Source organism: Streptomyces kurssanovii (assembly GCF_040677245.1).
In the GTDB taxonomy this organism is placed as follows: Bacteria; Actinomycetota; Actinomycetes; order Streptomycetales; family Streptomycetaceae; genus Streptomyces; species Streptomyces kurssanovii.
The window spans coordinates 1-12,315 of the sequence record NZ_JBFAQK010000032.1; the positions used below are offsets into that span (position 1 = coordinate 1).

General features: G+C 71.7%; 13 protein-coding genes. 7 read left to right on the forward strand and 6 right to left on the reverse strand.

The genetic code is table 11. The features are described from left to right. Positions 1 to 202 precede the first annotated feature (202 nt). Positions 203 to 1,546 (reverse strand): DUF3152 domain-containing protein, encoded by a 1,344-nt coding sequence (locus AB0K36_RS21835; protein WP_364596888.1) that lies wholly within the window; start codon positions 1,544 to 1,546, stop codon positions 203 to 205. Positions 1,547 to 1,554: 8 nt separating this feature from the next. Continuing rightward, a complete protein-coding gene (locus AB0K36_RS21840; RefSeq protein ID WP_364596891.1) occupies positions 1,555 to 2,520 on the reverse strand; it encodes an alpha/beta fold hydrolase in 966 nt (321 codons plus the stop codon). A gap of 168 nt (positions 2,521 to 2,688) precedes the next feature. Between AB0K36_RS21840 and AB0K36_RS21845 the strand changes: the two genes are divergently transcribed. The 4 genes from AB0K36_RS21845 (at position 2,689) to AB0K36_RS21860 (ending at position 4,656) form a co-directional block, all read left to right on the forward strand. Beyond that, entirely contained in the window at positions 2,689 to 2,913 is a 225-nt protein-coding gene (locus AB0K36_RS21845; protein ID WP_364596894.1) for an Rv3202a family protein, read from the forward strand. A gap of 242 nt (positions 2,914 to 3,155) precedes the next feature. Next, positions 3,156 to 3,800, forward strand: coding sequence for a TetR/AcrR family transcriptional regulator (locus AB0K36_RS21850; protein WP_005312306.1), 645 nt, complete (start codon positions 3,156 to 3,158; stop codon positions 3,798 to 3,800). A gap of 150 nt (positions 3,801 to 3,950) precedes the next feature. Continuing rightward, positions 3,951 to 4,178: a DUF3107 domain-containing protein gene (locus AB0K36_RS21855; RefSeq protein ID WP_053556957.1), complete on the forward strand. Its 228-nt coding sequence runs from the start codon at positions 3,951 to 3,953 to the stop codon at positions 4,176 to 4,178. Positions 4,179 to 4,386: 208 nt separating this feature from the next. After that, on the forward strand, positions 4,387 to 4,656 hold the full coding sequence (locus AB0K36_RS21860) for a hypothetical protein (RefSeq protein WP_189466161.1): 270 nt from the start codon (positions 4,387 to 4,389) through the stop codon (positions 4,654 to 4,656). A gap of 211 nt (positions 4,657 to 4,867) precedes the next feature. Here the strand turns inward: AB0K36_RS21860 and AB0K36_RS21865 are convergent, their stop codons facing one another. Continuing rightward, positions 4,868 to 5,602 (reverse strand): ferritin-like fold-containing protein, encoded by a 735-nt coding sequence (locus tag AB0K36_RS21865; RefSeq protein WP_037773809.1) that lies wholly within the window; start codon positions 5,600 to 5,602, stop codon positions 4,868 to 4,870. 495 nt (positions 5,603 to 6,097) lie between these two features. Between AB0K36_RS21865 and AB0K36_RS21870 the strand changes: the two genes are divergently transcribed. Further along, entirely contained in the window at positions 6,098 to 8,146 is a 2,049-nt protein-coding gene (locus tag AB0K36_RS21870) for a DEAD/DEAH box helicase (RefSeq protein ID WP_364596899.1), read from the forward strand. 274 nt (positions 8,147 to 8,420) lie between these two features. Next, complete coding sequence (locus AB0K36_RS21875; RefSeq protein ID WP_364596902.1) at positions 8,421 to 9,272, forward strand: alpha/beta fold hydrolase; 852 nt, start codon at positions 8,421 to 8,423, stop codon at positions 9,270 to 9,272. A 51-nt stretch (positions 9,273 to 9,323) separates the two neighbouring features. On the opposite strand, the gene AB0K36_RS21880 is transcribed toward AB0K36_RS21875, so the two are convergent. After that, positions 9,324 to 10,223 carry an NYN domain-containing protein gene (locus tag AB0K36_RS21880; protein WP_364596904.1) on the reverse strand — a complete coding sequence of 300 codons (900 nt, stop codon included), beginning with the start codon at positions 10,221 to 10,223 and terminating at the stop codon, positions 9,324 to 9,326. 180 nt (positions 10,224 to 10,403) lie between these two features. Between AB0K36_RS21880 and AB0K36_RS21885 the strand changes: the two genes are divergently transcribed. Beyond that, positions 10,404 to 10,559 carry a DUF8834 family protein gene (locus AB0K36_RS21885; protein ID WP_086025588.1) on the forward strand — a complete coding sequence of 52 codons (156 nt, stop codon included), beginning with the start codon at positions 10,404 to 10,406 and terminating at the stop codon, positions 10,557 to 10,559. A 78-nt stretch (positions 10,560 to 10,637) separates the two neighbouring features. Here AB0K36_RS21885 and AB0K36_RS21890 read toward each other — a convergent pair whose 3' ends face one another. Then, complete coding sequence (locus tag AB0K36_RS21890; RefSeq protein ID WP_364596907.1) at positions 10,638 to 11,243, reverse strand: MarC family protein; 606 nt, start codon at positions 11,241 to 11,243, stop codon at positions 10,638 to 10,640. A 102-nt stretch (positions 11,244 to 11,345) separates the two neighbouring features. Further along, complete coding sequence (locus AB0K36_RS21895) at positions 11,346 to 12,209, reverse strand: PHP domain-containing protein (RefSeq protein ID WP_364596910.1); 864 nt, start codon at positions 12,207 to 12,209, stop codon at positions 11,346 to 11,348. Positions 12,210 to 12,315 lie beyond the last annotated feature (106 nt).

The following is a 12,315-nucleotide window of genomic DNA, read 5'->3' on the forward strand; positions in this document are numbered from 1 at the left end:
AGCGGGTTGTTCTGGTCCATGAACTGCGACAGCTGGCTGGTGCCGAAGAACTCCTTGATGGAGGCGACGACGGACGGTTGTCCGTCGCGCCACCGGAAGGGGTGAATGCACGTAACTTTCGCAGCCGGGGGGCGTTCTGTCGCGCTACGCTGCGACTCGCCTACAGACGGTCAGGCTACGGCCAGCACGTGAGAGGGGTGGCTCAATCGCCGGGGTGCACCCAGGGGTTGGCCCGGCACTTGACGCCGCCGACGTCCAGCGTCTTGGTCTGCTGTTGCATCACGGGCGCGAGCGCGCCCGGCGTGGTGCAGTTCACGTGGTTGTAGCCGAGGCGGTGCCCGACCTCGTGGTTGATGAGCATCTGGCGATACGCCAGCATCGCGTCGTCGCCGTAGGTCTCCGCGCCCTGCGCCCACCGGAACGCGTTGATCATCACGCGCTCGGTCGAGGCGGAGTCGCAGGAGACGTTGTCCACCGTCGTGTCGAGCCCGGACTTCGCGCACCAGACGGCGGTCGTCCCGGGACTGGCCAGCGTTATGACGAATTCGGCCTCGCCCGACGAGATCCGCTCGAAGGTCATGGCCCCGCCGTGCGCCCAGCTGCGGTCGTCGTTCAGTGTCTCCTGCACGGCCCTCGCGAAGAGGCCGGCGTCCAGCCCGAGGCCCTTCTCGACGTCGATGCGGTACTTGACCTTGCGGCCCTTGCCGGGCGCCTTGTCGAAGCCGGGAACGGCCTCGAAGTCACCGGAGGCCTTGAGCTCCGGGTCGATCGGGAACTGCCGCGTCATGAGCTGCTGGTAGGTCGGGGCCGCGGCCGGCGGTTTCGCGGCCTGGGGCGGGGTGGCCCTGCCCTCCGAGCGGTCGGGCCGCTGCTGCGCCCCCCGCTCCTCGCCGGACGCCTGCGAGCCGATCTCGCCCGTCCGGTCCGTCGCGACCTGCCCGGCCACCACCACGGCGAGCACGGTGGTCACCGCGGCGGCCGCGATCCCCGTGAACGTACGGCCCTTGCCGCCCTTGGCCGGCGGTTCCCCGGCCGGAGCGGCGTCCGGGTCGGGAACACCCTCGGCCTCGGTGTCCGCCGCGATCTCGGGCGGCCGCCCGTACCCCGGGTCCCAGTCGGTGACGGAGTCATAGGGGTGGTCGGACGAGTACCGGTCAGGGCGCGGCGGGCGCGGGTCAGGGGCCTGGTCGAAGGCCTCGACGTACTCCCGGCGCGGGCCCGGTATACGCGGCCCGCCGGTCATGGTGCGCGGCTGAGGCGACTGGACGCGCTGCGCGCCCTGTGCCGGCGGGGCGCCCTGCCAGTCCCCCCACCCGCCGCCCGGCTCACGGTGCTCCGGGTGCCCGCCGCGGGCGGGCGGCGTCCCGTGATCGCCGCCGTGACCAGGAGCGTTCCACCCGGGACCGGCACCCTGTCCGGCCGCGAGCCTGCGTCGGCCGTTCCCGGGTACGGCGGTCACGGCCTCCCGTTCACCGGAGTCCGGTCCACCGTCCGTGCCGGTGCGGGCTCCCTTCGGCAGGGGGCCCTTACGGCTGTGTCGTCCCACGCCCCGGATCAGCTCCTACCGCAGTCGTCGAGCAGCTCCCGGAAGGCCTGGGCGACCGCTTCCGGGTACTCCATCATCGCAACGTGCCCGGCGTCCGGGAGCGTCAGCATCCGGGAACCCCGGAACGCCACTGCCGCCTTGCGCGCCATACGGTACGAGATGAGCTGGTCCTTGCGCCCGTAGACGAGGAGGGTCGGGGCGAGCACACGTTCCGCCTGGCGCCACAGCCCCTGCTGTCCGCCGAGGGTGTAGGCGTCCACGATCCCCCGCGCCGACCTGGTCATCGCGTCCCAGAAGTAGGGGAGGCCCATCCGCCGTTCCATCTCCTCGACGGCGTGGCGGAGGGCTTCGTCCGTCACCCGTGAGGGGTCTCCGTAACAGAGCGCCAGTACCCCGCGCGTGCGGCGTTCGGCGGTCCAGTCCTTGGTCATCCGCGCGAAGAGCCCGGTGACTCCCGGCACCGCGAGCAAGGCGGTCGGCACGGCGGAGCGCTGCACGCGAAGCTCGGGAAGGGCGGGCGAGACAAGGGTCAGGGTGCGCACCAGGTCGGGCCTGACGGCCGCGACGCGGGTGCAGACGGCACCGCCGAGGGAGTTGCCCAGCAGATGGACGGGGCCGCGGGCGCTCGCGTCGAGGAAACGGATCACCGCCCTGGCGTGACCGGTGACCGAGTAGTTGCCGTCGTCCGGCGGCGGGGAGTCCCCGAAGCCGGGCAGGTCGATCGCCTCGCCGTCCACGACGTCCTCGAGCCGCGCCATCAGCGCCGACCAGTTCTGCGAGGAGCCGCCCAGCCCGTGCACGTACAGCGCGGGCGCCAGCCCGGCGCGCGCCGGAGGCCTGGAGCGGACCGTCAGGGTGAGCCCGGGAAGGGACACGGAACGGAGCTTCTCGCCATCGGCGACGTGCACCGTCGCGACCTTCGGGGCCATCGCGGCACTGAGGGCGCGGGCTCCCGGCAGCTCGGTCGAAGACATGCGGCAATGTTACGAGACGATCACGCGGTGCTTGATGTGTTCGGCGTCACACATCACTCGCGTCCTACCGGGCACCCGGACCTCGTCACCGAATCACCACGTAGCGACATGAATCAGTACCTCATAGGCTCGTACCAAAAGCGCGCTCTCCATCGAAAGCGGTGCCGCATGTCAGTCGATCCGACCGATCCCGAGACCTTCGAGGAAGACGACAACCAGAACAGCGGGACGCGTGCGGAAGAGGTCCCCGAGGCCGATGCCGCCGAGCAGCACACCGACGTGCGCGCCGAGCGCGACGACCCGATGAACCACGTCGACCCGGCCGCCGCGAACGAGGCGGACGCCGTCGAACAGACCCGTGTGGTCAAGCTCGACGAGGACGACTACCGGTGACCTGCCGCCCGTTGCCCCGGTATGTCCGGGCAAGGTGCGGGAACCGGCAGCTTCCGAGACCGTCCGGTCCGTGAAATCCTGCGTCCGCACGACGCACAGCCGGGTTACCCAAAAGTACGATGGCGGGCGCGGCGCACAGCGCGCGCGGAGTCCCGCGCCGGGCCGGACAATTCTTGTTCGAAGAAATGTCCGCCCGAACTGTGCTTGTCAGAACTGTGCTTGTTCTTACATTGGGAGGCGGCGTGACAGCCATCGAGCAGACAGAGGCGGCGCGCCCGCGGGGCACGCGCCTGCCACGCCGAGCCCGTAGAAACCAGCTCCTGGGCGCCGCCCAGGAAGTTTTCGTGGCTCAGGGCTACCACTCGGCGGCGATGGACGACATCGCCGAGCGTGCCGGAGTCAGCAAGCCCGTGCTCTACCAGCACTTCCCGGGCAAGCTCGAGCTCTACCTCGCGCTGCTGGACCAGCACTGCGAGTCGCTGCTCCAGGCCGTCCGCGGTGCGCTCGCCTCGACGACGGACAACAAGCTCCGCGTCGCCGCCACCATGGACGCCTACTTCGCCTACGTCGAGGACGAGGGCGGCGCCTTCCGGCTGGTCTTCGAGTCGGACCTGACCAACGAGCCCGCCGTCCGTGAGCGTGTGGACCGGGTGTCGTTGCAGTGCGCCGAGGCCATCTCCGACGTGATCGCGGAGGACACGGGCCTGTCCAAGGACGAGTCGATGCTGCTGGCGGTGGGTCTGGGCGGCGTCTCCCAGGTCGTCGCCCGGTACTGGCTCTCCAGCGGCTCGGCCATCCCGCGCGACACCGCGGTGCAGCTGCTCACGTCGCTGGCCTGGCGCGGTATCGCGGGCTTCCCGCTGCACGGCACCGACCAGCAGCACTGAGACCGGGCCCCCGGCCGGGGGGCCCGGCGTCCGGCTGTTCGCTCCTGGCGTTTCCGGGCGGCGCCTGACGGCTGCCGGCTTGGGGCTAATGTGTGCTGCGTACGGCGCGGCTGACCGCGCAACGCACTGACCGTTCGGAGGGACATAGCCGTGGAGGTCAAGATCGGCGTGCAGCACGCGCCCCGGGAGCTCGTTCTGGAGAGCGGGGAGTCCGCCGAGGAGGTCGAGCGCGTCGTGGCAGAAGCGCTGGCCGGCAAGTCGCAGCTGCTCAGCCTCACGGACGAGAAGGGCCGCAGGGTCCTGGTGCCGGTCGACAGGCTCGCCTATGTCGACATCGGCGAGTCCACGACGCGGCGCGTGGGGTTCGGCGCGCTGTAGCGCGACGGCGGCGCACGCCACGGGCGGTGTCCGGGCGAGCGTGGTGAAGCATTTCGGAAGAGGGCCCGGCGGGACGACCGCCGGGCCCTCTTCCGCTGCTCAGGGCTGCTCCGAACCGCCGGTAGGAGGGTTGCGTTCCGTGCACGCCGGGTAGTACGGGCTACGACCGTCCCAGACCCCCCGCCCGGCGTCCGTGAGGAGATCAGCAGTGCTCTTGGAATCGCTCGGTTCTGTCCTGCTCGGGCTCGCACTCTCCTGGGCGGCGGTCCACCACCTCGGTGACCGGCTCCCCTCCCGCAGGGCGGTCTTCGCCACCGGCGCGGTGGGGGCGCTCTTCGGCGCGTACGTGACGCATGTGGCCCTCGGGCCCGGTCACTTCCTCGCGACCTTGCTGGGGGCCGTGGCGATCGGGGCGGTGCTGCTCTCGCTTCTGATCCGCCCGTCCACCCGCAGACTGCGCCGCGCGTTCCCTTTCTGAGCCCGCACGACGTCCGGCCGCCCCGAGGACGGCCGGAGGACGAGCCCGGCGACGAACCGGACGACGGACCGGACGGACGACCAAGCGACGAACCGGGCGGACGACCGGGCGACGGGCCGGACCCTGGCGGCGATGCCGGGACGCAAGGCCCCGGGAAACGCGTCTTAGGCCCTTTCCCGAAGCATGTCCCCCGGGCCGGCGAAAGCCGTTCCTATGCCGCCAGACCCAGGGCGGCCATGCGCTTGGTGTGCGCCTTGGTGATCCGGGAGAACATCTCTCCGACGGCCGCCAGGTCGAAGCCGTCCGCCACACCGCCCACGAGCATCGTGGACAGCGCGTCCCGCTCCGCCACGACACGCTGCGCCTGGGACAGGGCCTCGCCCATCAGCCGCCGCGCCCACAGGGCCAGCCGGCCGCCGACCCGCGGGTCGGCCTCGATCGCCGCGCGGACCTTCTCCACGGCGAAGTTCCCGTGGCCGGTGTCGTCGAGCACGGCGAGCACCAGGGCGCGGGTGTCGCTGTCCAGCCGGGCGGCCACCTCGCGGTAGAAGTCGCTGGCGATCGAGTCGCCCACGTAGGCCTTGACCAGGCCCTCCAGCCAGTCGGACGGCGCGGTCAGCCGGTGGAAGTCGTCCAGGGCCTGGGCGAACGGCTCCATCGCGGCCGTCGGCTCGGCGTCGATGGCCGTGAGCCGGTCGCGCAGCCGCTCGAAGTGGTGGAACTCGGCGGAGGCCATCTTCGCCAGCTCGGCCTTGTCGCCGAGCGACGGCGCCAGCTTGGCGTCCTCCGCGAGCCGCTCGAATGCCGCCAGCTCGCCGTAGGCGAGTGCCCCGAGCAGGTCCACGACGGCGGCACGATACTGCGGTTCCGCGGACGCCGCAGCCCAGTCCTGGGCGGCGATCCCGGTGTGACCGGTGGATTCAGTGGCGTTGTCAGGCGTCTCCATGAACGGCACAATAGCCCGCCCGCCACGCAGGGGAAGGGCCTGGTCAGCCATGCCGGGAACACAGTTCTCGTGAATTCACCCAACACACATGCGCGAATCCGGGGTACAGTGGTAATGCGCCTGCTGAGCGTCAGAGTATTTCTGTGTCCTCGGTAGGCCGTCTGATGAATGAGGATGCCCGGTCGGTGGCCCGATCGGCTCCGACCCCGACCGCCCTCCACGTGGATCATGCGCACAGTTGCGCAGGACCGCAGATGAGGGGCCCCCTCAGCGGTACGAGCGCTCGAGCGACGGCAGTGGTCCCGCGCCATCCGGCCAATCCACGGCCGGTCCAGTACCCAGGTGCGGTACGACCCCCAGCGTTCGCCTCGCGCCGCGTCTCACAGAAGAGGCAACACCCTGACTACGCAGACTTTCCGGGATCTCGGGATCCTCCCCGAGACCGCCGAAGCCCTCGAGGCCGTCGGCATCGTTTCCCCCTTCCCCATCCAGGAGATGACGCTCCCCGTCGCGCTCTCCGGCTCCGACGTCATCGGCCAGGCCAAGACCGGCACCGGCAAGACCCTCGGATTCGGCCTGCCGCTGCTGGAGCGCGTCACCGTCCCCGCGGACGTCGAGGCCGGCCGGGCGAAGCCCGAGCAGCTGACCGACGCCCCCCAGGCACTGGTCGTCGTCCCCACCCGCGAGCTGTGCACCCAGGTCACCAACGACCTGCTGACCGCCGGCAAGGTCCGTAACGTCCGTGTGCTCGCCATCTACGGCGGCCGGGCGTACGAGCCCCAGGTCGAGGCGCTCAAGAAGGGCGTCGACGTGATCGTCGGCACGCCCGGGCGTCTGCTGGACCTGGCGGGCCAGCGGAAGCTCGACCTCTCGCACGTGCGCGCCCTGGTCCTCGACGAGGCCGACGAGATGCTCGACCTGGGCTTCCTGCCGGACGTCGAGAAGATCATCCAGCAGCTGCCGGCCAAGCGCCAGACCATGCTGTTCTCCGCGACCATGCCGGGCGCCGTCATCGGTCTCGCCCGCCGCTACATGTCGCAGCCCACGCACATCAGCGCCACCTCGCCCGACGACGAGGGCGCGACCGTCCGCAACACCACCCAGCGCGTCTACCGCGCGCACTCCATGGACAAGCCCGAGATGGTCTCGCGCATCCTGCAGGCCGAAGGCCGCGGGCTCGCGATGATCTTCTGCCGTACGAAGCGGACCGCGGCGGACATCGCCGACCAGCTCGCACGTCGCGGCTTCGCCTCCGGAGCCGTCCACGGCGACCTGGGCCAGGGCGCCCGTGAGCAGGCGCTGCGCGCGTTCCGCAACGGCAAGGTGGACGTGCTCGTGTGCACCGACGTCGCCGCGCGGGGCATCGACGTCGAGGGCGTCACGCACGTCATCAACTACCAGTCGCCCGAGGACGAGAAGACCTACCTCCACCGCATCGGCCGCACGGGCCGCGCGGGAGCGTCCGGCACCGCCGTGACGCTGGTCGACTGGGACGACATCCCGCGCTGGCAGCTCATCAACAAGGCGCTGGACCTGGGCTTCCCGGACCCGCCGGAGACGTACTCCACGTCGCCGCACCTGTTCGAGGAGCTGTCCATCCCGGCCGGCACCAAGGGCGTCCTGCCGCGCGCCGAGCGCACGCGCGCCGGTCTGTCCGCGGAAGAGGTCGAGGACCTCGGCGAGACCGGCGGCCGCGGCCGCCGTGCCGCGTCGGCCCCGGCAGTCCGCGAGGAGCGTCCGGCCCGTACGCGCACGCCGCGTCAGCGTCGCCGCACCCGCGGCGGGGAGACGACGGCCGAGACGGCCGTTGTCGAGGCAGTCGTTCCCGATCAGGCCGCCGGCGAAGCGTCCGCGGAGCCGCGCACGCCGCGCCGCCGCCGTCGCACCCGGGTGGGCGCGCAGGCGTCCGCGGAGGCGACGGCCGTCGTGGAGACGGTCGAACAGGCCGCTCCCGTCGTCGAGGCGGAGGCGGAGGCGGAGTCCAAGCCGCGCCGCCGCCGTACGCGCGGTGCCGCGCAGGCTGTCGTCGCCGAGGCCGAGGCGGTCGTCGCGGTCGCGGAGACCGCGGCCGAGCCCGAGCCCGAGGCCAAGCCCCGTCGCCGCTCCCGTGCCGCGAAGGCGGTCGACGCTGTCGACACCGTCGAAGCCGGCACCGGGACGGTCGAGGCGGAGGCGGTCGTCGAGACCAAGCCGCGCCGGACCCGGACGCGTGCGGTCAAGGCGGTCGACACCGCCGAAGCCCCCGCGACCGAGGCGAAGCCCCGGCGGACGCGTGCGGCCAAGGCCGGCGACACCGCCGAGGCGGCCGTGACCGTCGAGGCGGACACCGAGACGAAGCCGCGCCGTACCCGCGCCCGCAAGACCGCCGACCCGGTCGAGGCCGACAAGACCCTCGAGGCCGACACCGAGGCCAAGCCCCGCCGGACCCGCGCCCGCAAGGCCGCGGAGCCCAAGGTGGCGGTGGCGGCAGAGACCGCGGTGGAGCCGGAGGCGAAGCCGCGTCGGACGCGCACGCGCAAGGCTGTGGCGCAGCCGGAGAGCTGACGCCCACGCAACTCATCACGGCCCGGCCCCGGTAAGGGGCCGGGCCGTTGTGTTTCCCGCGCCCCGCCCCTTCCCGGGTCCTGGCCCCCGCCGGGGAGCCGGTATCGCCCTCGGTATCTCCTCCGACGGACCACCGGCACCACCCCGAGCCGGGAGCTGTGGCCTCGCCGGTGTTCGGGGCCCGGGTCCGGGAAGGGGGCGGGGTGGCGGAACACGCCCCGCGCAACGGCCCCGCCCGCCCCCGAACCGCCTCCCCCGCGTTAGCCTCGTCCGCATGAGCCGGCCGCCCACCTTCGTTCCGCCCGCCTGCGCGCTTCCCCGTGCGCTCTCCACCTCGCGCGGCGCGTTCGCCGTGCTCGACGCGCGGCCGTCCGGCGACGTGCGCGGCACCGCGCTGCTGCTGCCCGGGTACACGGGCAGCAAGGAGGACTTCATCGCGCTGCTCGAGCCGCTGACGGCGGCCGGCTATCGCGCCGTGGCGGTCGACGGCCGCGGCCAGTACGAGACGGCCGGCTCTGCCGATCAAGTCGCCTATGCCCAGGACGAGTTGGCCCGGGACGTGCTGGCCCAGGCGGCGGCACTGGGCGGTCCGCTGCACCTCGTGGGGCACTCGCTCGGCGGCCAGATCGCCCGCGCCGCCGTCCTCATGGACGCCTCACCGTTCGTGACGCTGACGCTGATGTCGTCCGGTCCGGCGCAGATCAGTCCGGCCCAGCAGCAGCGGGTGAAGCTGCTGAGCGACGCGCTCGCGGTGATGCCGATGGACCAGGTGTGGGAGGCGATCCTCGCCTTCGACGCGCCGGAGGACGCGGCTGAGGAAGCCACGGAGGACCGTGAGGATCTGCGGCGGCGATGGCTGCTGCACAACCCGGCCCAGCTCCTCGCTACGGGGCGGCAGTTGATGACAGAACCGGACAGGGTCGCCGAACTCGCCGCCGTACGGCCGCCGCACACGCATGTGCTGTCGGGCGAACGTGACGACACCTGGCCGGTGCCGCTGCTGGACGCGATGGCGGAGCGGCTGGGCGCGCACCGGACGGTGGTGGCCGGCGCGGAGCACTCCCCGAACACCGACCGGCCGGCGGAGACCGCCGCGGCGCTCGTCCGGTTCTGGGATCAGCACTGAGGCCGGACCCGGGGACCGGTCACCGGTTCCGGACGGTTCCCGGAGCAGCCGTCAGAACTGGGCCTGGAGGTGCTGCCAGAAGCCGTCACGCAGCGCACGCCGGAGCAGCGCGTGCCCGCGCAGCGAGCGCTGGAGCCGCCGTTCCGCCTCGATGAGCAGGTCCTGGTCGACGGAGCCGGGCAGGTAGGGGTGACCCGGAAGCAGTTCGGCCAGCTCCGCGCGACCGCGCTCGACCAGCCAGGTCGCGGCGATCTGCGCGCCCACGAAACGCACCTCGTCACGCGAGGGCGGCGGTGAGCCCTCGTTCTCGTAGGTGGTCACCGGCCTGCGGGTGATGTAGGGACGGCAGAAGTCGAGGTCGAACGTGCGCTGGCTGTCGACCTCCCACAGCAGCGGCTCCGCCTGGTTGCGGCCCTCCCCCGCCTCGATGCCCCACAGGTGGACCCGCGCGCCGTATCCCTGGGCCGCCTCGACCGCGGAGACCAGGTCCTCGTCGCCGCCGACGAGCGCCGCGTCGCTGATGGCGCGGTGCCGGGCGAGGGACTCCAGGTCGGTGCGGATGAGGGAGTCGACGCCCTTCTGCTGGTTGTTGGCGTTGAGGTTGCCGAGGCGCACCTTGACGTCGGGCAGCTCCGCGATGGCCTGCTGCTCGGAGGTGTGGATACGGCGCCGGGCGCCGTCGTACCAGTAGACCCGCAGCAGCCGGCTGTCGGCGAAGATCGTGCGCGCCTTGTCGATGAAGGCTTCGATCAGCCCTTCGGCGTCGAGGTCGAAGGAGCGCCGGTCCTCCGTGCCCGCCACCAGCAACCCGGCCGCAGCATAGACGTAACCGGCGTCGACGAAGATGGCATGGGTGGAGGGAGTCTTCGCGACCTCGGCGAGCATCCGCTGCAGGAGCTCATTGGTGCGCTCCAGGCGGCCGGCGATCTGGTTGATCTCTGCGTCGTTCATACGGAGCTCATTGTCCGTGTCCGGAGCGCTACCCGCCAGTAGTTAGGCATCCGAAAAATTTCCTTAGCGTAGGGAATGTTTGCAGGATGCATCCCGTTGGCACCTGTGTACACAGACGGAGGCATCCGTCTGCCAGCCACTCAGTTCTCCTGCAGGAGGATCAGACGAAGGGAGAAGCGCTTGCGCTTCGAGATCATGCGACTGGACGACATCGACGGCACGGCTGTCGACAGTACGGTCGTGGACGCCGCCTCCGTCAATCGGATCGTGCAGCAGGCCGCCTACACCGGCCAGCGCATCTACATCCGGCCCGCCGACACCGACGCTGCTTCATAACGCCTGACCAGCTCGACGACGCACGACGCCCCCGTACGGACGAACCGTACGGGGGCGTGCTGCGTCCCGCCCGGGCGGTCAGGCGCCCTGGATCACCTGGGTGACGCCGTTGATGATCTGCTGCACGGCGATCGCGGAGAGCATCATGCCGGCGAGCCGGGTCACCAGGACCACGCCACCGTCCTTGATCAGGCGGATGATCACCAGCGAGTAGCGCATGGTCAGCCAGAGCACGACATGCATGGCGACGATCGCCGCCCACACGGAGGCCTGCTCCCCCGCCCCGTCCGCGTGCTGCACGGCGAGGATCACGGAGACGATCGCGCCGGGCCCCGCCAGCAGCGGCATGCCCAGCGGTACCAGCGCCACATTGACGTCCTTGGTCTGCTTGGGCTCGTCGGTCTTGCCGGTGAGCAGGTCCAGGGCGATCAGCAGCAGGAGCAGGCCGCCGGCGATCATCAGCGCGGGGACGGAGACATGCAGATAGTCGAGGATCTGCTGACCGAGGATGCCGAAGACGGTGATCACGCCGAAGGCGACGGCCACGGCCTGCCACGCCATCCGGCGCTGCACCTTGGTGGCGCGCCCGGAGGTGAGGGCGAGAAAGATCGGCGTGATCCCGGGGGGATCCATGATGACGAAGAGGGTCAGGAACAGGGAGCCGAAAACGGCAGCGTCGAACACAGTGAGGGCCTTGCGGGAGAGGGTCGTACGAGGTGGGCAAGCGGGGGTGAGGGCGCGTCCCGCGTGATCGAGGACGTCAGGACGGCCGGGGGCGGGAACGCCCTAGGAAACGGCTCCGCCCGTGCCCGGCACCGGGAAAGCCCCGGTGGCGCGGCGGGTGATCTCGCCGTAGATCTCGGGATCGGTGGTGTATTCGCCGAGACGGCAGGTCTTGCGGCTGCCGTGGTAGTCGCTGGAGCCGGTCGTCAGCAGCCCGAGGTCCTGGGCGAGGCCGCGCAGCCGGGCGCGGGTCTCCTCGTCGTGGTCCATGTGGTCGACCTCGATGCCGTCGAGGCCGCACGCGGCGAGCTCCGCGACGGCGGCCTCCGGAACCACGCGGCCGCGCTTCACGGCGAGCGGGTGGGCGAAGACGGTGACGCCGCCGGCGGCCTTGACCAGACGGATCGCCGTGAAGGGATCGAGCTCGTGCTTCTCCACGTACGCCCGGCCGCCGTCGGCCAGCCACTGGGGCGTGAAGGCGTCGGAGACGGAGGGCACCACGCCCAGCTCGACGAGCGCCTCGGCGATGTGGGGCCGTCCGACGGAGCCGTCCCCGGCGATACGGGCGACCTGCTCCCACTCGACGGGCACGCCGAGGTCCTGGAGCTTGCCGACCATCGCCCGGGCGCGCGGCACGCGGTCGTCGCGCACGAGCTCCCGCTCGCGCAGCAGGTCGGGCTCCTCGGGGTCGAAGAGGTACGCCAGCATGTGGAGGCCGATGCCGTCGAGGCGGCAGGAGAGCTCGGCTCCGGTGACGAGAGTCACTCCCGCCGGGACGGCCGCGGCCGCCTCCGCGTGGCCGCGAGTGGTGTCGTGGTCCGTGAGCGCGACGACGTCCAGACCGGCGGCAGCGGCGTTGCGCACCAGCTCGGCCGGGGTGTCCGTGCCGTCCGAGGCCGTGGAGTGGGTGTGCAGGTCGATGCGCACGACGCGTGACTCCGGGGCTCGGGGCGGGACAGGGGACACCTCAGGATAACTGCCGCACAAGCGCGCCCCGGCCCCCGGCAGAGCTCCCCCCGGCCGCCCGGGGAGA